Origin of the sequence: Allonocardiopsis opalescens (genome assembly GCF_003002095.1) — a bacterium.
In the GTDB taxonomy this organism is placed as follows: domain Bacteria; phylum Actinomycetota; class Actinomycetes; order Streptosporangiales; family Streptosporangiaceae; genus Allonocardiopsis; species Allonocardiopsis opalescens.
In genome coordinates, this window is record NZ_PVZC01000003.1 from 641,586 (window position 1) to 663,233 (window position 21,648).

Genomic DNA, 21,648 nt, shown 5'->3' on the forward strand with positions numbered 1-21,648 from the left:
CAGTCGCCCGCGAGCCGAAGGAAATACGAGGAAGAACCGTGTCCGAACCCACCGGCATCGAGGACACCGCGATCGAGGGTGTCTCTCCTGAGGACAACCCCGAAGAGTTCCCCGCCGAGTACACCAGCGAGACCCCGCTGCCCGCGGACTACAACGCCGGCACCGTGTCGGCCGCGTCCGGTCCCTCCGCGGGAACCGGCCGGCGCAAGGAAGCCGTGGCCCGGGTGCGCCTCATGCCGGGCGCGGGCGAGTGGAAGATCAACGGCCGTTCGCTGGACGCCTACTTCCCGAACAAGGTCCACCAGCAGATCGTCAAGGAGCCGTTCGTCACGCTCGGCCTCGACGGCGCCTACGACGTCACCGCCCGTATCAACGGCGGCGGCGTCACCGGCCAGGCCGGCGCGCTGCGGCACGGCATCGCCCGCGCGCTCAGCCAGCTCGACCCGGTGGAGAACCGGCCGCCGCTGAAGAAGGCCGGCTTCCTCACCCGCGACGCGCGGGAGATCGAGCGCAAGAAGGCCGGTCTCAAGAAGGCCCGCAAGGCTCCGCAGTACTCCAAGCGCTGACCTCCGGCGCTGTCGCTTGTTCCCGCCCCCGCAGCTTGTGCCGCGGGGCGCGGGGAGTCCTCCGGCCCGCACGATCGCCCCGCATCCCCGCGGCGGCGGTCGGCGGGCCGAGTCGTTGCACGAAGGAAAGCGAGAGAGTTCGTGGGCCGCTTGTTCGGGACGGACGGGGTACGGGGCGTGGCGGGGCGGGACCTCACCGCGCCGCTGGCCATGGAGCTGGCGATCGCGGCCGCGCGGGTGCGGGCCGAGGACGCCGGCGGGCGGCGGCCGGTGGCGGTCGTCGGGCGCGACCCCCGGGCGTCGGGGGAGTTCCTGGAGGCGGCGGTGGTCGCCGGGCTGGCCAGCGCCGGCATGGACGTGCTCCGGCTCGGCGTGCTGCCGACGCCCGGAGTCGCGCACCTCACCGGTGAGCTGGGCGCCGATCTGGGCGTGATGCTCTCGGCCAGCCACAACCCCGCGCCCGACAACGGCGTCAAGTTCTTCACCCGCGGCGGGCACAAGCTGCCCGACGCCGTCGAGGACCGCATCGAGGCGCAGCTGGGCCGGCCCGCGAGCTTCGCCGTCGGCGCCGACGTGGGCCGGGTCACCGACGCCGAGGCCGAGGTGCGCCGCTACCGCGAGCACCTGCTCGCCTCCATCGAGCAGCGGCTGGACGGCCTGACCGTGGTGGTCGACTCCGCCAACGGCGCGGCCAGCCAGATCGGCCCCGAGGTGCTGGCCGCCGCGGGCGCCGAGGTGATCCGGATCGGCGACCGCCCCGACGGCCTGAACATCAACGACGGCTGCGGCTCCACCGACCTCACCGCGCTGCGCGACGCCGTGCGCGCCTCAGGCGCCGGCCTCGGCATCGCCTTCGACGGCGACGCCGACCGCTGCCTGGCGGTCAGCGCCGACGGCTCCTTCGTGGACGGCGACCAGATCATGGCCGTCCTGGCGCTGGACATGCGCGAGAGCGGCCGGCTGCGCGAGGACACCGTGGTCGCCACCGTCATGTCCAACCTGGGCTTCAAACTGGCCATGCGCGCGGCCGCGATCACCGTGGTCGAGACGGCGGTGGGCGACCGCTACGTGCTGGAGGCCATGCGCGAGGGCGACTTCTCGCTGGGCGGCGAGCAGTCCGGCCACGTCGTCATGCTGGAGCACGCCACCACCGGCGACGGCCTGCTGACCGCGCTGCACCTGCTGGAGGTGGTGGCGCGGCGCAAGCAGCCGCTGGCCGAGCTGGCCGCGGTGATGACCCGGCTGCCGCAGGTGCTGATCAACGTGCGCGGGGTGGACAAGTCCCGGGTCGGCTCCTCAGCCGAGCTGGCCGGCGCGGTCGAGCGGGCCGAGGCCGAGCTGGGCGAGACCGGCCGGGTGCTGCTGCGGCCCAGCGGCACCGAGCCGGTGGTGCGGGTGATGGTCGAGGCGGCCTCGCAGGAGCAGGCGCGCGAGGTGGCCGAGCGGCTGGCCGCCGAGGTCGAGTCGGCACTGGGCTGACCGGGCCGCGGACGCGCGCCGGATCCGTCCGATGTCGCCCTGTTACCGGCCAGGGTGGCCGGAACACCCGGCGAGGCCCTAGGTTCGTTCCTGGCATGACGGCAGCCGACCCCGGGGTGGAGTGACATGCGCAGGCGGATGATCACCGCTGTGGCCCTCGTGCCGGTACTCGCGACCGCCTGCACACCCGTGAGCGAGTTGTTCAGCGGTTCGCGGGGCGCGGTGCGCACGGCGATCGAGCAGCTGGGCCAGGCGGAGAGCTACTACGCCGAGGAGACCGTCTCGGGCGGCCGGAGCTCCGGGGTCTCGGAGATCAGGTTCACCACCTCGCCGCTGGACACCCACGAGATCCTCCAGGCCGACGCCAACGGCCGGGAGTTCGTCTTCCTGATGCGCGGCACCACCCTGATCACCGAGAGCCGCGAGTACACCGGCCTGTGGTACATCGTGGACGAGATGCCGGGCAAGCCGGTGTACCCGGTGGCCGAGCTGGAGCTGATGCTCGGCGCCGAGGAGATCGTGGAGGTCGGCCCCGAAAGCCTCGGCGGCGCCACCACCACCCGCTACACCGGCAGCTACCTGCCGCAGGCCGGGCTGGCCGAGATCAGCGAGGAGCACCAGGCCGAGGCGTACGAGTCCTTCCTCGACGGCGTCGACCAGGTGAGCTTCGACCTGTGGGTGGACGAGAGCGGGTACCCGCGCCGGATCGAGCAGGACTTCGGCGAGGTCAGCGCGGAGCTGGAGTTCTCGGAGTTCGACGAGTCCGAGGAGCTGTTCTTCCCCCGCTCGGTCGAGATCGTCGAGTACCTGATGCTGGACCCCTACGGCGACATGATGCTGGCCGAGCAGCGCTGCCGCTACGGCGGCGAGGACCCCGAGGACGGATCGGGCGGCGGGGCCGACGCCTCGGGCGAGCCCTCGCCGGAGGCGTCGGAGTCCGCGGAGCCGTCCGAGGGCGAGGGGAGCGGCGAGCCGTCGGGCAGCCCGAGCCCGTCGGCCTCCGGGGAGCCGTGGACCGACGAGTCCGGCGACCCCGTCCCGCTGCACGAGCCGGTCTGCCTGCGCGAGACCGGCGAGATCGACCAGTACGTCGAGCCCGAGGACGGCGAGGAGGAGGCCGCCGAGGGCGAGGGCGAAGGCGAAGAGGGCCAGGGCGAGGGCGACGGGGAGGGCGAGGCGTCGGGCGGCTGAGCCGGGGCCGGCTCAGGTCTTGCGCAGCCGCACCCGCCGCACGCCGTGATCGGCATCCTTGTACAGCACCAGGGTGGCCCGGCCCCGGGTGGGCACGATGTTCTCCACCAGGTTGACCTCGTTGATCGTCCGCCACACCTCGGCCGCGAAGGCCAGCGACTCCTGCTCGTCCACGGTGGTCGCCATCTCGTGGAAGTAGGACCGGGGGTCGTTGAACGCGGTCCGGCGCAGCGCGCGGAAGCGGTCCAGGAACCACGAGCGGATGTGCTCGACCTTGGCGTCGACGTAGATCGAGAAGTCGAAGAAGTCGGCCACCCCGAGCCGGCCGGCCGGCGGGGGCTGCAGCACGTTGAGCCCCTCGATGACCAGGATGTCGGGCCTGCGTACCGTCTGGACCTCGCCGGGCAGCACGTCGTACTGGAGGTGGGAGTAGATCGGGGTGGTCACCTCGGCGGCGCCGGACTTCATCGCGGAGATGAACCGCACCAGCGCGCGGCGGTCGTAGCTCTCCGGGAAGCCCTTGCGGTGCATGATGCCGCGGTCCTCCAGCACCGCGTTGGGGTACAGGAAGTTGTCGGTGCTGACCAGCTCGACATCGGGGTGCTCGGGCCACTGCGCCAGCAGGTTCTGCAGCAGCCGGGCGGTGGTGGACTTGCCCACGGCGACGCTGCCGGCCACGCCGATGACGAAGGGGACCGGCTGGTCGGCCCCGCCCGGTGCGTCGTCGCCGAGGAAGGCCCGGACCGCGGCGTGCCGCTCGCGGGTGGCCAGCACGTAGAGGTTGAGCAGCCGCGACAGCGGCAGGTAGATGTCGCGGACCTCGTCCAGCGAGGTGGGGTCGCCGGTGCCGCGCAGCCGGTCGAGTTCGGCCTCAGTCAGCGAGAGCGGGGTGGCGGCGCGCCGGTCCGCCCAGGCGGCGCGGCCGAACTCGACGTACGGGCTGGCCGGGCCGGGCTGCTTCATCGGGTGGGACACGACAGCACACCCTAGTTCACCGCCCCGGCGCCGCCTCCGGCGGCCCGCGGGCGGTCGCGGTGCGCGGCGTCCGCGCCGCCGGCCGGAATTCGATTTCGGCGCGGGTACGGTTCCGGCGCCATTTTCCGCATATGGGGGCCGCCATTCCGCCAGGGCGTCCGCCGGGCCGTACCGGGCGGCCGGACGGGGCGGTGCCGCGCATTAAATCATCGGCAAAAAGCGGGTGCGGCGCCATTGCCCGTGGCAGCGTGATCCCTGCCGCGGCCGGGTCTTCCCGCAGGTCCGGACGGGTCCGTCCGGTGGCGGCCGGGCGGGCGACGCCGCCGCGGACGGGCCGGACCGGCCGCCGATTCCACCGCGGAAGGCGACATTCCGGCCGCCGCCGCCGCGGACCGCCGCGCCAACGCGGGCCGCGCCGCTCCCGGCGGCCCGGCCGCCCCCGTGCCATCCCGGAGAACGGGCAGCCGCCACACCCCCGATTCGGCGGCTGTCCGTTCGGATGTCGCAGGCCACGACCGGTCTAGAGCGGTCTATACCTATTCTTGCAGGTGAAATCACGTTTCTCCTTGCGTGGTCTACCTGGCGGAGCCGATACGCTGGCCCCCATGTGTGGAATTGTGGGTTACGTCGGTTCCCGGGCCGCCCTGGACGTCGCGGTCGACGGCTTGGCGCGCCTGGAGTACCGGGGGTACGACTCCGCCGGGATCGCGGTCCTCAGCGGCGGCAAGCTCGAACTGGAGAAGCGCGCCGGGAAGCTCGCCAACCTCAGGTCGGCCCTTGACGAGCGCCCGCGCCCCTCCGACGGCATCGGCATCGGGCACACCCGGTGGGCCACCCACGGCCCGCCCACCGACGGCAACGCCCACCCGCACACCGACTGCGCCCGCTCGCTGGCGGTCATCCACAACGGCATCATCGAGAACTTCGCGACCCTCCGCCGCGACCTGGAGGACCGGGGCCACGCCTTCGCCTCCGACACCGACACCGAGGTCACCGCGCACCTGCTGGAGGAGCACTACGCGCGCACCGGCGACCTCGCCGCCGCCATGCGCGCGGTGTGCCGGCTGCTCGAAGGCGCGTTCACCCTCGTCGCCATCCACACCGGCGAGCCCGAGCTGGTGGTGGCGGCCCGCCGCAACTCCCCGCTGGTGGTCGGCCGCGGCATCGGCGAGAACTTCCTGGCCAGCGACGTCGCCGCCTTCATCGCCTACACCCGCGACGCCATCGAGCTGGGCCAGGACCAGGTGGTCGAGCTGCGGGCCGACTCCGTGCGGGTCACCGACTACGACGGCGCGCCCGCGCCGGTGCGCGAGTACCACGTCGACTGGGACGCCTCCGCCGCCGAGAAGGGCGGCTACGACTACTTCATGCTGAAGGAGATCGTCGAGCAGCCGCGCGCCGTGGCCGACACCCTGCTCGGCCGCGCAGGGCTCGACGGCACCCTCACTCTGGACGAGATGCGCCTGTCGCCCGAGGACCTGCGCGACGTCACGAAGATCGTCATCATCGCCTGCGGCACCTCCTACCACGCCGGGCTGATCGCCAAGTACGCCATCGAGCACTGGTGCCGCATCCCGTGCGAGGTCGAGGTGGCCAGCGAGTTCCGCTATCGCGACCCCATCCTCGACCCCACCACCCTGGTGATCGCCATCTCCCAGTCGGGGGAGTCCATGGACACCCTGATGGCGGTGCGCTACGCCCGCGAGCAGCGCTCCCGGGTGCTGGCGATCTGCAATGTCAACGGCTCCACCATCCCGCGCGAGGCCGACGGCGTCCTGTACACCCACGCAGGCCCCGAGGTCGGAGTGGCCGCGACCAAGACCTTCCTCACCCAGCTGGTCGCCTGCTACCTGATCGGCCTGTACCTGGCGCAGGTGCGCGGCTACAAGTACGGCGACGAGATCAACGCCGTCATCGCGCAGCTGGCCGCCATGCCCGACAAGGTCGAGCGGGTGCTGGACACGGTGGAGCCCGTGCGCGAGCTGGCCAGATCGCTCGCCGACGCCCACTGCGTGCTCTTCCTGGGCCGGCACGTCGGCTACCCGGTGGCGCTGGAGGGCGCGCTCAAGCTCAAGGAGCTGGCCTACATGCACGCCGAGGCCTTCGCGGCCGGCGAGCTCAAGCACGGCCCGATCGCGCTGATCGAGCAGGACCTCCCCGTCGTGGTGGTGGTGCCCTCCCGCGAGGGCCGCAGCGTGCTGCACGACAAGATCGTGTCCAACATCCAGGAGATCCGGGCGCGGGGCGCCCGCACCATCGTGATCGCCGAGGAGGGCGACGACACCGTCGCGCCCTTCGCCGACACCCTGATCAGCATCCCGCGGGTGCCCACCCTGCTGCAGCCGGTGGTCGCCTCGGTGCCGCTCCAGGTCTTCGCCTGCGAGCTGGCGCTGGCCAAGGGCAACGACGTCGACCAGCCGAGGAACCTCGCCAAGAGCGTCACGGTGGAGTGAGGCGGCGCGGCGGGTTCCGCCGGTGTCGGTGGCATCGGGCAGGATGGTGCGCCGAGCGAAAGGGGCCCGACCATGACACCTCCGGCGACGACCGGCTACGCCGACGTCAACGGCCTGCGCATGTACTACGAGGTGCGGGGTGAGGGCCGTCCGCTTGTGCTGCTGCACGGCGGCGTGCACACCATCGAGCTGAGCTTCGGCGCCCTGCTGGAGCCGCTGAGCACCGGGCGGCGCACCATCGCGGTGGAGCTGCAGGGCCACGGCCGCACCGCCGACACCGGCCGCGAGCTGAGCTACGAGAGGCTGGCCGCCGACGTCGTCGCCCTGCTCGACGTGCTCGGTATCGAGCGCGCCGACGTGTTCGGCTACAGCTTCGGCGGGCTCACCGCGCTGCAGACCGCCATCGGCCACCCCGAGCGGGTCGACCGCCTGGTGCTGGCCGCCGTCCACTACCGGGCCGACGGCTACCACCCGGAGATCACCGATCCGGCGCAGGACTCCCCGCGGCTGCCCACGGAGGCCGACTTCGCCGACATGGTCGCCGCCTACCGCCGGGTCGCCCCGGACCCCGACCACTTCGACGCCTTCATGGCCCGGATGAACGAGTCGGTCCACGGCGACGAGGGCTGGCCGGAGGAGGCGCTGCGCGGAATCGCCGCGCCCACCCTGCTGATCCTCGGCGACACCGACTTCATCCGCCTCGACCACGCCGTGCGGATGCACGAGCTGATCCCGGACGCCCGGCTGGCCGTGCTGCCCGGCACCACCCACATGGAGGTGGTGCGCCGCGCCGAGCTGGTGGTGCCCATGGTGGACGCCTTCCTGGCCCGCTGAGGCCGCCGCCTCCGGGCGGCGGTGACACGGCGGGGCGGCGGGCGGCCCCGGGCGCGGCGGCGTGGTTCGATGAACCCTGGCGTTCTGCGAGTCCGGAGGTAGCCCCGTGCGCGAAGCCCACTCCGTCCCCGCCGTGCGGGCCGCCGAGGCGGCGCTGATGGCGCGGCTGCCCGACGGCGCGCTGATGGCGCGCGCCGCCGCCGGGCTGGCCGTGGTCTGCGCCCGCGCCCTGCCCCGGGTCTACGGCGCCCGGGTGGTGCTGCTGGTGGGCGGCGGCGACAACGGCGGCGACGCGCTCTACGCGGGCGCCCGGCTGGCCGGGCGCGGCGCCCGGGTGGTGGCGCTGGCGGCCGGGTCCAGGATCCACCAGGGCGGGCTGGCCGCGCTGCGCCGGGCCGGGGGCGTCCTGGGCACCGACCCGGCCGAGATCGACCGCGCCGACCTGGTGGTCGACGGCCTGCTCGGCATCGGCGGCCGGGGCGGCCTGCGCGAGCCGCACCGCGAACTGGCCGAGCGGGCGAACGCCGCCGCGGCCGCGGTGGTCGCGGTCGACCTGCCCAGCGGGGTGGACGCCGGCACCGGCGCGGTCGAGGGCGCGGCGGTGCGGGCCGACATCACGGTCACCTTCGGCACCCACAAGCCCGGCCTGCTCATCGACCCGGGCGCCGCCTTCGCGGGCGTGGTCGAGTTCGTCGACATCGGGCTCGGCCCCGAGTTGGGGCCGCCCGAGGTGGTGGCGGCGCAGGCGTCCGACATCGCGGCGCTGCTGCCGCGCCCGTCGGCGGAGTCCGACAAGTACCGGCGCGGGGTGCTCGGCCTGGTGGCGGGCAGCACCCGCTATCCCGGCGCGGCGGTGCTGGCGGTCGGCGGCGCGCTGCGCGGCGGCGCCGGCATGGTGCGCTTCGTCTCGGCGGCGGGCGCGGTGGACCATGTGCTCAGCCGCTGGCCCGAGGCGGTGACCACCGTGCTCGACCCCGAGGCGCCCGACCCGCGCGCCGCCGGGCGGGTGCAGGCCTGGGCGGTCGGCCCCGGCGCGGGCACCGGCGAGCAGGCGGTGCGGACGCTGGCGGCGGTGCTGTCGGGCTCCGAGCCGGTCCTGGTGGACGCCGACGGCCTCAGCTGCCTGGCCGCCCGCCCCGAGCTGGTCCGCGACCGGGAAGCCCCGACCCTGCTCACTCCGCACGCCGGCGAGCTGACCCGGCTGCTGGCCGCCGCCGGGACGGAGACCGAGCCCGCGCGGGTGGCGGCGCACCGGCTCGACCACGCCAGGCGGGCGGCGGACGCCTACGGCTGCACGGTGCTGCTGAAGGGCTCCACCACGGTCATCGCCGGCCCCGGCGAGTCGGGCCCGGCCGCGGTGAACACCACCGGCACCCCCTGGCTGGCCACGGCCGGCAGCGGCGATGTGCTCTCCGGCCTGATCGGCGCCCAGCTGGCCGGCGGCCTGGGGCCGCACGACGCGGCGGTGGCCGGCGCCTACCTGCACGGCCTGGCCGCGCGGATCGCCGCCGAGGGCGCCCCGATCTCGGCCGCCGACCTGATCACCGCGCTGCCGGGCGCCTTCCGGGCGGTGGGCTGAGCTCCCGGCTCAGTCGTCGGCGCCCACCAGCAGGGCGAGGGTGCCCGCGCGCCGGTCGACCAGCACCAGCTCGTGGAACTCGATGTGCACCCCGCCCCACACGTGGAAGGCGTCGCGGCCGAGCTCGCGCAGCCGGTACCGGCCGGTGGCCGCCCGGATCGGCTGGTAGGCGGCCTGCTCCAGGGCGGCGGCCAGCGCCGCGGGCACCGGGCCGCCGCCCTCGGCCCAGGTCCGCACGGTGTGCTCGGCCTCCTGCGCGCTGACCGGCTCGTAGGCGTCGGCGGTGACCGCGTCGAGCCGGTAGGAGCCGTGCCAGCCGCCGGCCTCGTTGGCGCCGTCGCCGGCGTAGCCGTCGCGGAACTGGACGTGCCCGATGAGCGCCTCCAGCAGCCCGCGGTCGTCGGGCGGTCGCGGGCCGAGGTCGAAGTGCTTGACGTCCAGCCACCGGTAGGCGTGGCCGCCCGGCTCGGCGAAGTCGAAGCGGCGGAAGTTCACGAACACCTGCTCGCGGAAGTCCAGGACCGGCGCGCCGGGCGCCTCCGCCGCCCCGCCCGTCCGGGCCTGCGCTCCGGCCGGCTCGGCCGATCCGTCGGTATCTGCTGCCACCGCGGTCCCCCCGTGTCCGGCGCCGCTCGGCCGAGCGGCGCGGCGTCCGGCCCGGTGCCGCCCGGTGTCGCCGGTCCGGCGCGGGCCGCGACGCCACGGTAACCGGCGGGCGGGCGGCACGTCACCGTCCGCGCGCCGTCCGTGTGTCCGGGGCGGCGGCCGGACACGCCGGGCCGCCGGCAGCGCGGATGTCGGATCGGCGTGCGATAACGGCGGAGGGGCGCCCGCGGAGGTGCGGGCGCCGGACCAGGAAGGACGGTGCCCGGTGGACTGGACGCTCGAAGTGGTGGTGGTGCCGGTCGCGGACGTCGACCGCGCCAAGCGGTTCTACGCCGAGCAGGTCGGCTTCGCCGTCGACCACGACACCGACGCGGGCGGGGGTACGCGCATAGTGCAGCTCACCCCGCCCGGTTCGGGCTGCTCCATCGTGATCGGCACCGGGCTGCCCGGCAGCGACGCGGCCCCGCTCAAGGGCCTCCAGCTGGTGGTCTCCGACATCGAGGCGGCCCGCGCCCAGCTGCTCGCCCGCGATGTCGCGGTCAGCGCCGTGCACGAGATCGACCCGCGCGACGGCGGCCGCTTCGTGTACTTCGACGACCCCGACGGCAACAGCTGGGCGGTGCAGGAGATCCGCGCCCGCGCCCGGGCCTGAGCCCCCGCCGCGCCGTCCCTACCGGTGGCGCCGCTAGCCTCCCGGCATGGCTCTCGACGTACGCACCATCACCGAAAGTGAGGTCGACGCCTGGTGCGCGGCCTGGGACACCGGCTCGCTGAACCCGGCCGGCGGGGCCGACGCGCCGGCGCGCCGCCGCGGGCTGCTGCTCGACCGCACCTGGGCCGCCTTCGACGGCGACCGCGCCGTCGCGACCCTGCGCAGCTTCCCGGCCGAGCTGACCCTGCCCGGCGGCGGCACCGTCACGGCCGGCGCCGTCACCCAGGTCGGCACCGCGGCCACCCACCGCAGGCGGGGGCTGGCCACCCGCCTGGTCGAGGCCGAGCTGGCCGCGGCGGCGCGGCGGGGCGAGCCGGTCAGCGTGCTGATCGCGTCGGAGTGGGGCATCTACGGGCGCTTCGGCTACGGCGCCGCCACCGAGCACCAGCACTACACCGTCGACACCCGCGCCGCGCGGCTGATCGACCGCCCGCGCGGCTCGGTGGAGTTCGTCGACCGCGACACCGCGCGGGCCGCCGCGCCCGGGCTGCACGCCCGGCACCGCGCCGGCCGGCCGGGCGACCTGGCCCGCGACGGCCTGTTCTGGGACCGGCTGTTCGGTATCGCCCGCGTGCCCGGCCGGCCGCAGCCGGCGCCCGCCTTCCACGTGCTGGCCCGCGACGCCGGCGGGCACCCCGCCGGCCTGGCCCGCTACCGCGCCGAGCTGCGCACGGAGCACCGGGTGCCCGCCGGCGAGGCGACGGCCGAGCTGTTCCTGGCCGTCTCCCGGGACGGCGCGCTGCTGCTCTGGGACCACCTGCTCAATCTGGACCTGGTCACGACGGTGCGCGTCGGCGACCGCCCGGCCGACGAGGCGCTGCCCTGGCTGCTCACCGACGCGCGGGCGGCCCGGGCCGCGGAGCGGGCCGACTTCCTGTGGGTGCGCCCGCTCGACGTGCCCGCGCTGCTGGCCGGCCGTCGCTACGCCGCCCCGGGGCGGATCGTGCTGGAGGTGGACGACCCCCTCGGCTTCGCGGCCGGCCGCTTCGCCCTGCACGCCGGGGGCGGCGACGGCTCCGTGGGCCACCCCGCGTCGTGCGAGCGCACCGACGCCCCCGCCGAGCTGGCGCTGAGCGCGTCGGCGCTCGGCTCGGTCTGCCTCGGCGGCTTCGGGGTGGGCGCGCTGGCCGCGGCTGGGCGGATCGCCGAGCGCATCCCCGGGGCGGCGGCGCGGGCCGACGCGATGTTCCACTGGCCGACGGCGCCGTGGTGCAGCACCTGGTTCTGATCCGGAAGGGCCGCACTCGAAATGATCAATTGGCGACCGGCGCGGATCCGAGCGGCGCGGACCGCGCCGCCATTCACCCGAGACCGGTTGTGCCATTGCGGTCCGCGACGGTAAACCGATAAAACCGCCGAACGGCTCCCCCTGGAATTCCGCCGTCCGGCTCCGCCCCTGGACTCCCCCGATCGGTTGATCATGAACAGAACGAAGACGACGGACTCGCAGGCGATGCTGACGCGGGATCTGGTGCTGCGCCTGTGCGCCACCCCGTCGGAGTTCGACGGCGCCTGGCTGGCAGAGGGGCACAAGGTCGCCGCCCCCTACCTGGCCCGCAGGGACGCCGAGCTGGCGCGCACCATCGTCGAGGCCGCCTACACCATGGGCGCCGACCGGCTGCTGGTCTGCCGCACCCGGTCCGAGCACGCCTACGACCCGGTCTCGGTCATCCCGGCGCAGGCCGGGGCGCTGATCGACCTGGTGCAGAGCTGGGGCGGGGAGCCCACCGACTTCCTCGTCGCGCTGGAGGACCTGTCCGGGGCGGTGCTGGTCACGGCCGGGCCGCTCACGGTGGCGGTGGGCCCGGCGCCCTTCCTGCGCACCCTGGTCGGCCCCGACATCGGGCGGGCGCGGGCCGCCTTCGCCCAGCGGGCGCTGGACGGCCACGACAGCGTGCTGATGCAGGCCGCCACCCGCTACGGCTGCATCGAGCCCGGCGCCCGGCACGCGCGGACGCGCAGGGAGCCGCGGCCCGACCTCGCCGAGCGGCTGAACAACCGCGCCGCCGCGCTGCGCGAGCGCCGCCCGGGCACCGCGGCGGTGCTGCGGGCCAGCCGCGCCCTGCTCGCCTGGGCGCTGGTGGTCTTCCTGGCCGCCGTGGTCCTCGCACTGCCCGAGGCGCAGCGCGCCGCCGCCGTGTTCTTCACCCTGCTGTGGCTGCTGGTCCAGCTCTGCCTGTTCGCCCGGTCCCGCACGGTGACGCTGTCGGTGCTGATGCGGCTGGTGGCGGCGGGCGGCCTGATGGCCATCCCGGTCGCCCTGGCCGAGCCGGCGCTGGCCGGCGTCCTCGGCATGGCGCCGGCCGACCCCTTCGCCTACGCCTACGTCGCCGTCCCGGTGGAGGAGGCGGCCAAGCTGGTGCCGCCGCTGCTGCTGTGGCTGCTGGCCCGGCAGCGGGTGCGCCGCTTCGCGGCCGTGGACTACCTGCTGGTCGGCGCGGCCAGCGGCGCGGGCTTCCAGCTGGTCGAGCAGGGCATCACCGCCCTGGTCACCACCCCGGTGCCGGTGCTGGTGCCCCCGGGCGTGTGGACGCTGCTGCCCGGCTGGACCGACCTGGCGCAGCTCCGCTTCGCCGGCCACGCCGTGACCACCGCGCTCATCTGCGCGGGCGTCGGCCTGGCCGCCGTGGGCCGGCGCCGGTACGGCCTGCGGCTGTGGCTGCTGCCGCCGCTGCTGGCCGCCGTCGCCGTCCTGGACCACATGGCGCTGAACGCCGCCGCGGCCGGCCTGGACCTCACCGAGCCCACCCAGGCGGCGCACGCCCTGCTCGGCGGCGGCCACGCCACCCGCTGGCTGCTGCTGGCGCTGCTCGTGCTGGGCGTGCTGCTGGACCACCGGGCGGCTAGGGAGGTCGACGACGTCGTCCCGCCGCTGCCCGGCACCCCGCCGCTGTCGGCGCTGGCGCGGATGACGCGCGGGCTGGCGATCAGGATCCGGGCCCGGGTGCCCGGCGACATCGCGCCCGTCTTCGCCCGCTCGGCACGCTGGTGGGCGCAGTTCCCCGCCGCGCTGACCGAGACGGTGGTGACCGTGCTGCACGAGTTCACCGTCGCCCTGGTGGCCGCCAGCCGGGGCCCGGCCACCCTCTTCGCGACGCTGCGGTTCATCAGGGAGCGCAGGGAGCTGGCGATGGCCGCCTACCGGGCGGGGCAGCGCCCGCGCCGCGACGTGCCGGCCCGGGTGCCGCTGTGGGACACCACCACCTGGCTGACCGGCGCGCTCACCGGCACCGCGGCCGTGGCCGCGGCGGTCGCGGCGGCCGGGATCCTCGCGCCGTCCGCGATCCGGCCCGGCGGCGCGGACGGCTCCGCGGCCGCAGTGCTCTCCGACGGTGGCTCCGCCGCCGCAGTGCCCATTGACGGCGGCTCCGCCGCCTACCTCGCCCTCCTCGTCGAAGACCTGCGGACCTGGCTGCTGCCGTACGCGCCGACGGGCTACACGATCGCGATCGGGGCGTCGATCGCGCTGGTCACGGTGCTGCTCACCGGCTGGTCGCCGCCGCGCGACCAGCTGACCATGAGCGGCTTCCTGCGCGACCCGCGCGGCGTGCTCGGCAACGCCCTGGGCACCGTCGCCCCCGGCCAGCTCGGCTACGCCCTGCTGGCCCTGCTCGGCCTGGCCGTTCCGCGCGGCATCGACACCCTGCTGGTCCGCCGCAGGGACGCCGCCCGCCGCCGCACCCTGGCCGCCGCCCACCGCCCCGGCGAGCTGGCCCCGCACCCCGTCACCCCGCCCGACGGCGGCTCGCCCCCGTCGGGCACCTACCTCAACACCGACACCCCGCCCTGGTAGGGGCGCGCGGGTCCGTGCCTGGTCAGCCGCTGGGATGCGGCAAGATGAGCGACTATGGCGAACCAGGCAACGGCTCGGGTGGAGCTCTCCGCCATCAGCGGCAATGTCGCGTACCTGGCCGGCCTGACCACCGCCCGGGTGATGGTGGCGGTCAAGGCCGACGGCTACGGCCACGGCATCGTGCCCTCGGCGCGGGCCGCGCTGGCCGGCGGGGCCGCCGCGCTGGGCACCGCCACGGTCGCCGAGGCGCTGCGCCTGCGCGCGGCCGGCATCACCGCCCCGGTGCTGGCCTGGCTGATCCCGCCGGACGAGCCGCTGGGCGCGGCGCTGGCGGCCGGGATCGAGCTGGGCGTCGGCTCGACGGAGGTGCTGGACGCGGTCGTGCACGCCGCCGCCACCGCCGGGGTGCGGGCCCGGGTGCACCTCAAGGCCGACACCGGCATGCACCGGGGCGGGTCCACCCCGGCCGACTGGCCGCGGCTCACCGAGGCGGCCGCCGCGGCGCAGGCCGCCGGGCGGATCGAGGTGGCCGGCGTCTTCTCGCACTTCGCCTGCGCCGACGAGCCCGGCCACCCGTCGATCCAGCTCCAGCTGACCGCGTTCAAGGGCGCTCTGGACGCCGCCGAGTCGGCGGGGCTCCGCCCCGAGCTGCGGCACTTCGCCAACTCCGCCGCCACCCTCACCCTGCCGGAGAGCCACTACGACCTGGTGCGCGTGGGCATCGCCGCCTACGGCCTGAGCCCGATCCCCGACCGCTTCGCCGACCGCCTGCGCCCGGCCATGACCTTCACGGCCCCGGTGGTGCAGGTCAAGCGGGTGCCGCCCGGCAGCGGGGTGTCCTACGGCCACCGCTACACCACCGGCGCCGCCACCACGCTGGCGCTGGTCCCGGCCGGCTACGCCGACGGCGTGCCGCGGGGGCTCACCAACCGGGGCGAGGTGCTGGCGGCCGGGCGGCGCCGCAGGATCGCCGGTACGGTCTGCATGGACCAGTTCGTGGTGGACGTGGGCGACGCCGAGGTGCGCCCCGGCGACGAGGTGGTGCTGTTCGGCCCCGGCGACCGGGGCGAGCCCACCGCGCACGACTGGGCTGGCGTGCTCGGCACGATCTCCTACGAGATAGTCACCCGGATCGGAATCCGGGTACCAAGAGAGTATGAGGACGGTTGATCGGTGGCACGTAACCGGATGGGGAAGCTCGTCGGAGCGGTGGTCGGCGCCGGTGTGGCCGCGGCGGGGATCACGGCGGCCGTCGTCACCGAGCGCCGGCTGGTGAGCCGGATGCGCAGCCGCCGGGCCCCCGAGCAGGAGCCGCCGCTGCCGCCGTTCGGCTCGCTTCGCGGCCGCACGGTGCCGGTGGTGGCCGACGACGGCACCCCGCTGCACGCCGAGGTCGACGACCTCCCCGACGACGCGCAGCGGCTCGGCGCCGCACCGCCCACCGTGGTCTTCTGCCACGGCTACGCCCTGAGCAGCGACTGCTGGCACTACCAGCGGCTGGCGCTGCGCGGCCGGGTGCGGATGGTCTTCTGGGACCAGCGCGCCCACGGCCGGTCCCGGCGCGGCGCGCCCGCCAACACCAGCATCGAGCAGCTGGGCCGCGACCTCCACCAGGTGCTGCGCGCCACCGTGCCCGACGACGGCCCGGTGCTGCTGGTCGGCCACTCCATGGGCGGGATGACGGTGCTGTCGCTGGCCGCCGACCACCCGGAGCTGTTCGGCACCCAGATCGTGGGCGCGGCGCTGGTCAGCACCTCGGGCAAGCTGGCCGAGGTCACCCTCGGGCTGCCCGCCTTCCTGGGCCGCACCGTCGGCCTGAGCGTCACCCCGCTGATGCGGGCGGCGGGCTGGCAGTCGGCCATCGTCGACCGGGGCCGCAAGGCCAGCGGCGACCTCTCCTACCTGGCCACCCGCTTCCTCGGCTTCGGCGACGCCGAGGTCAGCACCGACGTGATCGAGCAGCTTGAGGAGATGATCCAGCGCACCCCCACCGATGTGGTGGCGGAGTTCCTGCCCGCGCTGACCTCCCACGACAAGCTGGCGGCCGTCGGCGTCTTCAGCGGCGTGCCCACCCTGGTCATCTGCGGCGACAGCGACCGGATGACCCCCATCCGGCACAGCGAGCGGATCGCCGAGGCGCTGCCCGAGGCGGAGTTCGTCCGGATCGCCTCGGCCGGGCACCTCGCCATCATGGAGCGGCCCACCGTGGTGAACGCGGCGATCACCCGGCTGCTGCACCGCGTCACCGGCGGGCGGCTGTCGGAGCTGCCGGCCACCGCCTGAAGCCCCCGCGTCCCCCGTCGAAAGAGAGCAAGGCAGAGCATGACCAGGGAGTTCACCGCGGCCACCGCCGAGGAGATGACGCAGCTGGGCCGGCGGCTCGCCGCCGATCTGCGCGCCGGCGACCTGCTGCTGCTGACCGGTCCGCTGGGCGCCGGCAAGACCACCCTCACCCAGGGCATCGGCGCCGGACTCGGCGTGCGCGGGCCGATCACCTCGCCGACCTTCGTCATCGCCCGCAGCCATCCCTCGCTGCACGGCGGTCCGCCGCTGGTGCACGCGGACGCCTACCGGCTGGGCGGGGTGGCCGAGCTGGACGACCTCGACCTCGACGCCGCCGTGGACTCTGCGGTCACCGTGGTGGAGTGGGGCGAGGGGCTGGCCGAGGAGCTGACCGAGGACCGGCTGCACATCCGGATCAGCCGCGAGGACGACGTGCGGCGCGTCTCCGTCACCGGCCACGGCGCCCGCTGGACCGGGATGCCGCTCGCGGCCGAGGGCTGAACCGGACCGCAGGCGCTTCCGGACCGTGATCAACACCGTGATCGGGCAAATCGCCGGAAATCGTGTCGTTGAAGGGTGAAGCGGGCGCCGAAAGCCCGGCCTGGACCGGTACTCTTCGGCAGGTGTATCCGATCGCCGTCGACCAAGAGCGCCTGAGCCTCCGCGAACTCGTCCCCGACGACGCCGCGGCCCTGATGGCGGTCTACGGCGACCCGCGGACCACCGCCCACCTCGCCATGGAGCCGCACGACCACGGGCAGTGCGTCCGGCTGATCGAAAGCGCCGCCGAGCGCGCGGTCGAGCAGCCGCGCACCGACTACCTGCTCGGCATCGTCAGCCGCGACACCGGCGACCTGGTCGGCTCGGCGCGGCTGCGGGTCGACGAGCATCCGCACTCCGCCCAGATCGGCTTCGCGCTCCGCCCCGACCAGTGGGGGCGCGGCATGGGCGCCGAGACCGTGCGGCTGCTGCTGCACTTCGGCTTCGGCGTGCTGAAGCTGCACCGCGTCTGGGGCGTCAGGGCGCCGGAGGACACCGCCTCCCAGTTGGTCATGCTGGCCGGCGGCATGGTGGCCGAGGGCAGGATCCGGCACCACCTGCCCACGGTCGGCGGCTGGCGCGACTCCATCGTGCACTCCATCCTGGTCACGGAGTGGGCCGAGCCCTAGCCGGACCCGCGGCGGCCGGTCCGACCGGCCCCGGTCCGCACTACCCTTGACAGCTGTGCTGCTGCTGGCTTTCGACACCGCCACCCCCGCCGTCACCATCGCGCTGTGCGAGGCGCCCGACGCCGGGCCGCCCGGCGCGGGCCGGGTGCTGGCCGAGCTGACCACGGTCGACGCGCGCCGCCACGGCGAACTGCTCACCCCCGGAATCCGCGAGGTGCTGGCCAAGGCCGGCGCCGGGGCCCGCGAGCTGTCCGCCATCGCGGTCGGCGTCGGCCCCGGCCCCTACACCGGCCTGCGGGTGGGCCTGGCCACCGCCCAGGCGCTCGGCGCCGCGCTGGGCGTGCCCGCCCACGGGGTCCACACCCTGGACGCCCTCGCCTTCGCCTCGGGCCGCTCCGAGCCCTTCCTGGCCGCCACCGACGCGCGGCGCAAGGAAATCTTCTGGGCCCGCTACGCCGACGCCCGGCACCGCGAGACCGAGGTGGCGGTCGACCGCCCGGCCGAGGTGCCCGTCGGAGGGCTGCCGGTCATCGGCCACGGCGGGCTGCTCTACCCCGACGTGCTCGGCGGCGGGCTCGACCCGGTCTACCCGTCGGCCGGCGCGCTGGGGCTGCTGGCCGCCGAGCGGCTGGCGGCCGGGGAGCCGCTGCCGCCGGCCCGGCCGGTGTACCTGCGCCGCCCCGACGCCAGGCAGCCGGGTGCGCCGAAACCGGTGAGCCGGCCGTGACCGCCGAGCCGGCTCCGCCGCGGCTGCGGCCGATGGAGCCGGCCGACCTCCCCGCCGTGCTGGACCTGGAGCGGCGGCTGTTCCCCGGCGACCCTTGGAGCCGGCGGATGTTCCTGGACGAGCTGGCGCAGCCGTCCCGGTACTACCTCGTCGCCGAGCAGGCCGGGCGGCCGGCCGGGTACGCCGGGCTGCTCGCCGCGGGCGAGCAGGGCGATGTGCAGACCCTCGCGGTCGAACCGGGGCTGTGGGGGCGCGGCATCGGCCGCGCCCTGCTCGACGCGCTCTTCGCCGAGGCCGGGCGGCGCGGCGTGCGCGACCTCTTCCTGGAGGTGCGCGCGGACAACGACCGGGCCAGGGCCCTGTACACCCGGCTCGGCTTCACCCAGGTCGGCCTGCGGCGCCGCTACTACCGCGACCGCGCCGACGCCATCACCATGCACCGCCCGCACCCCGCGCCCGCGGCCGGGCGGGCCGGCTCCGGCGGCGCGCCGGAGCCGGGAACGGAAGGGAAGCCATGACCGACGCGCCTTTGGTGCTGGGCATCGAGACCTCGTGCGACGAGACCGGGATCGGCCTGGTGCGCGGGCACACCCTGCTCGCCGACGAGATCGCCTCCAGCGTCGAGGAGCATGCCCGCTTCGGCGGGGTGGTGCCCGAGGTGGCCAGCCGCGCGCACCTGGAGGCGATGACGCCGACCATCGCGCGGGCGCTGGACCGGGCCGGCGCCTCGCTGGCCGATGTGGACGCGATCGCCGTCACGGCCGGGCCCGGCCTGGCCGGGGCGCTGCTGGTGGGTGTGGCCGCCGCCAAGGCGTACGCGCTGGCGCTGGACAAGCCGCTGTACGGGGTGAACCACCTGTCCGCGCACGTCGCCGTCGACCAGCTGGAGCACGGCGCGCTGCCCAAGCCCTGCGTGGCGCTGCTGGTCTCCGGCGGCCACTCCTCGCTGCTGCTGGTCCGCGACCTGGCGCAGGCGGTCGTCCCGCTCGGCGCCACCGTGGACGACGCGGCGGGCGAGGCCTACGACAAGGTCGCCCGGCTGCTCGGCATGCCCTTCCCCGGCGGGCCGCCGATCGACCGGGCGGCGCGCGAGGGCGACCCCGCCGCGATCCGCTTCCCGCGCGGCAAGTACGACGACGGCACCCTGGACTTCTCCTTCGCCGGTTTGAAGACGGCGGTGGCCCGCTGGGTGGAGGACCGGCGCCGGGCGGGCGAGCCGGTGCCGGTCGCCGACGTGGCGGCCTCCTTCCAGGAGGCGGTGGTCGACGTGCTCACCAAGAAGGCCATCGCGGCCTGCCGCGAGCACGGCGCCGACCACCTGCTGATCGGCGGCGGGGTGGCCGCGAACTCGCGGCTGCGCGCCCTCGCCGAGGAGCGCTGCCGTGCGGCCGGCATCCACCTGCGGGTGCCGCGCCCTAAGCTGTGCACCGACAACGGCGCCATGGTCGCGGCCCTGGGCGCCGAACTGGTGTCGGCCAACGCCCTCCCGTCCCGGCTCGACCTGCCCGCCGACTCCTCGCTGCCGGTGGAGTACGTGCGGGTGTGAGCGACCGGCCCCGGACGCACCGCCGCCCCCGGCCGTGCGGCGCGGGGGCGGCGGGAGGCGTCGGGACGGCTACTCCTCGGTGTCGGCCGCGGCCTCGGCGGCCTCGCCCTCGGCCGCCTCGGCCGGGCGCTGGCCCTTCTTGCCCTTGCCCTTGCCGGCCGAGGGCTGCGAGGGCACCGGCGGCGCCTGGGCCGGGACGCGCTCCTCGCGGCGCGGGCGCAGCAGCGCCTCGGCGAGGGCGAGCATGGTCTCCTCCAGCGCGGCCAGCCGCTTGGTGACGTCGTCGTGGGCGGTCTCGACCACGTCGCTCAGGGTCTCCTCGACCTCGGTGCGGTCGGGGCGGTCGCGCACCTCCGACAGCAGCGGCTCCAGCTGCTCGCTGAGCCGCTTGTCGATGGCGTCGAAGCGGTCCTTGGGGTCGATGACCGGGCGTTCGAGCAGCTCGGTGAGCCTGCGGTGCAGCTCGGTGACCTCCAGGGTGGCCGGGAGCTGGCTGAGGCGCTGGTTCACCGCCTCCAGGCGGTCGTCAACGGCCTCCAGCCGGTTGTCGACGCCCTCGAAGCGGCCGTCGACCCCCTCGAACTGGCCCTCGACCCCGTCGAGGCGGCCGATCAGGCCGTCCAGGCGGCCCTGCACGCCGTCGAGCCGGCCGTCGAGCCCGCCGAGCTTGCCCTCGACCCCGCCGAGCTTGCCCTCGACACCGGCCAGCTCGCCCTCCAGGCCGTCGAACTGGCCGTCGATGCCGTCGAAGCGGCCGCCGAGGTTGACGAAGCCCTCCTGGATGCGGGCGATCACGGTGTCCTGCTGCTTCTCCAGCCGGTAGCCCAGCGCCTCCTGCTGGTTGTCGAGCTTGGAGACCAGGGCCTCCTGCTGCTGACCGAGCCGGTTCGCCAGGCTTTCCTGGTGGGCCTCTGCCAGCTGCACCAGCGCCTCGTGGCCGCGCTGCTGCTGGGCCCGCAGCTCCCCGAGGCCGCCCTCGATGCCCTCGGCCCGCCGGGCCAGCTCGGCGACGGCCTGGTCGACGCGGTCGAAGCGCTCGACCGCCGCCTCCACCCCCGCCTGCACGCGGTCCAGGCGCTCGCGGGTCTCGGTGCGCAGCGCCTCCAGGTCGGCGGCCAGCCGCTCGACCCGCCCGGCGGTCTCGCGCCCGGTGTCGCCGACCGACTGGAGCCGGCCGAGCAGGGTGTCGACGTTCTCGGAGATGACGCCGACGTCGGCCCAGAGCGCCGGCATCTCGGCCAGCGGCTTGACCTGCTCGCCGACCCGCTCGATGTGCTCGGCCAGGGTCTCGGCCCACTCCGGCGGCTTGGCGTTCAGCTCGTCGAAGCGCCCCTTGAGCACGCCGAGGTCTTCGGCCAGACCCTTGAACTCACGCTCCCTGAACTCGCGCAGCAGCCACTCCATGCCCTCCAGCCGCTGGCGCATCTCCTCCACGACGGTGCTCTGCACCCGCTGCTCGGACATGTGGTCCTGGGCGGCGCGCGAGAGGAGGTCGCGCATCCGGTCGGAGATGCCCGCCTGGCCTCCTGCGTTCAGGAAATCGTGGTTGTTGTGGTCCACCGGAGGCTCCTTGTGATCGGCGCTGCGCGCCCGTGGGACAGTCAAGGGGGATTCGGGCGGCTCGGCGTACGCGCCGCCCTACTTTAGCCGCTGGGGCGAGATCGACTCCGAGGTTACGGCGAAACGGTGCGGCTTCGCCGTGAACGGCGGCGATCACGGCGAATCGCGCGCCCGC

19 protein-coding genes are annotated in these 21,648 nt (G+C 75.2%); 16 read left to right on the plus strand and 3 right to left on the minus strand.

Going from position 1 to position 21,648, the window contains the following annotated elements:
• The first annotated feature begins 38 nt into the window (after positions 1-38).
• The 3 genes from rpsI (at position 39) to CLV72_RS13120 (ending at position 3,236) form a co-directional block, all read left to right on the plus strand.
• Complete coding sequence (gene rpsI / locus CLV72_RS13110) at positions 39-566, plus strand: 30S ribosomal protein S9 (protein ID WP_106245194.1); 528 nt, start codon at positions 39-41, stop codon at positions 564-566.
• 141 nt (positions 567-707) lie between these two features.
• Complete coding sequence (glmM, locus tag CLV72_RS13115) at positions 708-2,045, plus strand: phosphoglucosamine mutase (RefSeq protein WP_106245196.1); 1,338 nt, start codon at positions 708-710, stop codon at positions 2,043-2,045.
• Between the two features lie 189 nt (positions 2,046-2,234).
• Positions 2,235-3,236, plus strand: a complete 1,002-nt coding sequence (locus CLV72_RS13120) for a hypothetical protein (RefSeq protein ID WP_146159447.1) — start codon at positions 2,235-2,237, stop codon at positions 3,234-3,236.
• A 12-nt stretch (positions 3,237-3,248) separates the two neighbouring features.
• On the opposite strand, the gene coaA is transcribed toward CLV72_RS13120, so the two are convergent.
• The gene (gene coaA / locus CLV72_RS13125; protein WP_106245201.1) at positions 3,249-4,199 is read right to left on the minus strand and encodes a type I pantothenate kinase; all 951 of its coding nucleotides are present in this window, start codon (positions 4,197-4,199) and stop codon (positions 3,249-3,251) included.
• Positions 4,200-4,828: 629 nt separating this feature from the next.
• Between coaA and glmS the strand changes: the two genes are divergently transcribed.
• The 3 genes from glmS (at position 4,829) to CLV72_RS13140 (ending at position 9,077) form a co-directional block, all read left to right on the plus strand.
• Positions 4,829-6,664: a glutamine--fructose-6-phosphate transaminase (isomerizing) gene (gene glmS, locus CLV72_RS13130; protein ID WP_245930138.1), complete on the plus strand. Its 1,836-nt coding sequence runs from the start codon at positions 4,829-4,831 to the stop codon at positions 6,662-6,664.
• A 72-nt stretch (positions 6,665-6,736) separates the two neighbouring features.
• Positions 6,737-7,498 carry an alpha/beta fold hydrolase gene (locus tag CLV72_RS13135; protein ID WP_106245205.1) on the plus strand — a complete coding sequence of 254 codons (762 nt, stop codon included), beginning with the start codon at positions 6,737-6,739 and terminating at the stop codon, positions 7,496-7,498.
• Between the two features lie 106 nt (positions 7,499-7,604).
• The gene (locus CLV72_RS13140) at positions 7,605-9,077 is read left to right on the plus strand and encodes an NAD(P)H-hydrate dehydratase (RefSeq protein ID WP_106245208.1); all 1,473 of its coding nucleotides are present in this window, start codon (positions 7,605-7,607) and stop codon (positions 9,075-9,077) included.
• 9 nt (positions 9,078-9,086) lie between these two features.
• Here the strand turns inward: CLV72_RS13140 and CLV72_RS13145 are convergent, their stop codons facing one another.
• Positions 9,087-9,683: a hypothetical protein gene (locus CLV72_RS13145; RefSeq protein WP_211302838.1), complete on the minus strand. Its 597-nt coding sequence runs from the start codon at positions 9,681-9,683 to the stop codon at positions 9,087-9,089.
• Positions 9,684-9,948: 265 nt separating this feature from the next.
• Between CLV72_RS13145 and CLV72_RS13150 the strand changes: the two genes are divergently transcribed.
• The 10 genes from CLV72_RS13150 to tsaD all read left to right on the plus strand — a co-directional run bounded on the left by CLV72_RS13150 (position 9,949) and on the right by tsaD (position 19,913).
• Positions 9,949-10,335 carry a VOC family protein gene (locus CLV72_RS13150; RefSeq protein WP_106245211.1) on the plus strand — a complete coding sequence of 129 codons (387 nt, stop codon included), beginning with the start codon at positions 9,949-9,951 and terminating at the stop codon, positions 10,333-10,335.
• Between the two features lie 46 nt (positions 10,336-10,381).
• Entirely contained in the window at positions 10,382-11,623 is a 1,242-nt protein-coding gene (locus CLV72_RS13155; protein ID WP_106245213.1) for a GNAT family N-acetyltransferase, read from the plus strand.
• A 192-nt stretch (positions 11,624-11,815) separates the two neighbouring features.
• A complete protein-coding gene (locus tag CLV72_RS13160) occupies positions 11,816-14,188 on the plus strand; it encodes a PrsW family glutamic-type intramembrane protease (protein ID WP_146159448.1) in 2,373 nt (790 codons plus the stop codon).
• 54 nt (positions 14,189-14,242) lie between these two features.
• On the plus strand, positions 14,243-15,358 hold the full coding sequence (gene alr, locus CLV72_RS13165) for an alanine racemase (protein ID WP_106245218.1): 1,116 nt from the start codon (positions 14,243-14,245) through the stop codon (positions 15,356-15,358).
• Positions 15,359-15,361: 3 nt separating this feature from the next.
• A complete protein-coding gene (locus CLV72_RS13170) occupies positions 15,362-16,471 on the plus strand; it encodes an alpha/beta hydrolase (protein WP_245930140.1) in 1,110 nt (369 codons plus the stop codon).
• A 39-nt stretch (positions 16,472-16,510) separates the two neighbouring features.
• Positions 16,511-16,972, plus strand: coding sequence for a tRNA (adenosine(37)-N6)-threonylcarbamoyltransferase complex ATPase subunit type 1 TsaE (gene tsaE, locus CLV72_RS13175; protein WP_106245223.1), 462 nt, complete (start codon positions 16,511-16,513; stop codon positions 16,970-16,972).
• Between the two features lie 122 nt (positions 16,973-17,094).
• Positions 17,095-17,640, plus strand: a complete 546-nt coding sequence (locus tag CLV72_RS13180) for a GNAT family N-acetyltransferase (RefSeq protein ID WP_106245225.1) — start codon at positions 17,095-17,097, stop codon at positions 17,638-17,640.
• Positions 17,641-17,695: 55 nt separating this feature from the next.
• On the plus strand, positions 17,696-18,367 hold the full coding sequence (tsaB, locus tag CLV72_RS13185) for a tRNA (adenosine(37)-N6)-threonylcarbamoyltransferase complex dimerization subunit type 1 TsaB (protein ID WP_106245227.1): 672 nt from the start codon (positions 17,696-17,698) through the stop codon (positions 18,365-18,367).
• 32 nt (positions 18,368-18,399) lie between these two features.
• Positions 18,400-18,885 (plus strand): ribosomal protein S18-alanine N-acetyltransferase, encoded by a 486-nt coding sequence (gene rimI, locus CLV72_RS13190; protein ID WP_106245511.1) that lies wholly within the window; start codon positions 18,400-18,402, stop codon positions 18,883-18,885.
• Positions 18,882-19,913 (plus strand): tRNA (adenosine(37)-N6)-threonylcarbamoyltransferase complex transferase subunit TsaD, encoded by a 1,032-nt coding sequence (tsaD, locus tag CLV72_RS13195; protein WP_106245229.1) that lies wholly within the window; start codon positions 18,882-18,884, stop codon positions 19,911-19,913. Before rimI ends, tsaD begins: the two co-directional genes overlap by 4 nt.
• 69 nt (positions 19,914-19,982) lie before the next feature.
• Here tsaD and CLV72_RS13200 read toward each other — a convergent pair whose 3' ends face one another.
• Positions 19,983-21,473, minus strand: coding sequence for a coiled-coil domain-containing protein (locus CLV72_RS13200; RefSeq protein ID WP_245930141.1), 1,491 nt, complete (start codon positions 21,471-21,473; stop codon positions 19,983-19,985).
• Positions 21,474-21,648 lie beyond the last annotated feature (175 nt).

Coding starts and splice junctions, on each gene's coding strand:
- coaA (WP_106245201.1), bottom strand. CDS start 4,199: ATGAAGCAGCCCGGCCCGGCCAGCCCGTACGTCGAGTTCGGCCGCGCC.
- CLV72_RS13135 (WP_106245205.1), top strand. CDS start 6,737: ATGACACCTCCGGCGACGACCGGCTACGCCGACGTCAACGGCCTGCGC.
- tsaE (WP_106245223.1), top strand. CDS start 16,511: ATGACCAGGGAGTTCACCGCGGCCACCGCCGAGGAGATGACGCAGCTG.
- rimI (WP_106245511.1), top strand. CDS start 18,400: ATGGAGCCGGCCGACCTCCCCGCCGTGCTGGACCTGGAGCGGCGGCTG.
- CLV72_RS13160 (WP_146159448.1), top strand. CDS start 11,816: ATGAACAGAACGAAGACGACGGACTCGCAGGCGATGCTGACGCGGGAT.
- alr (WP_106245218.1), top strand. CDS start 14,243: ATGGCGAACCAGGCAACGGCTCGGGTGGAGCTCTCCGCCATCAGCGGC.
- CLV72_RS13155 (WP_106245213.1), top strand. CDS start 10,382: ATGGCTCTCGACGTACGCACCATCACCGAAAGTGAGGTCGACGCCTGG.
- tsaD (WP_106245229.1), top strand. CDS start 18,882: ATGACCGACGCGCCTTTGGTGCTGGGCATCGAGACCTCGTGCGACGAG.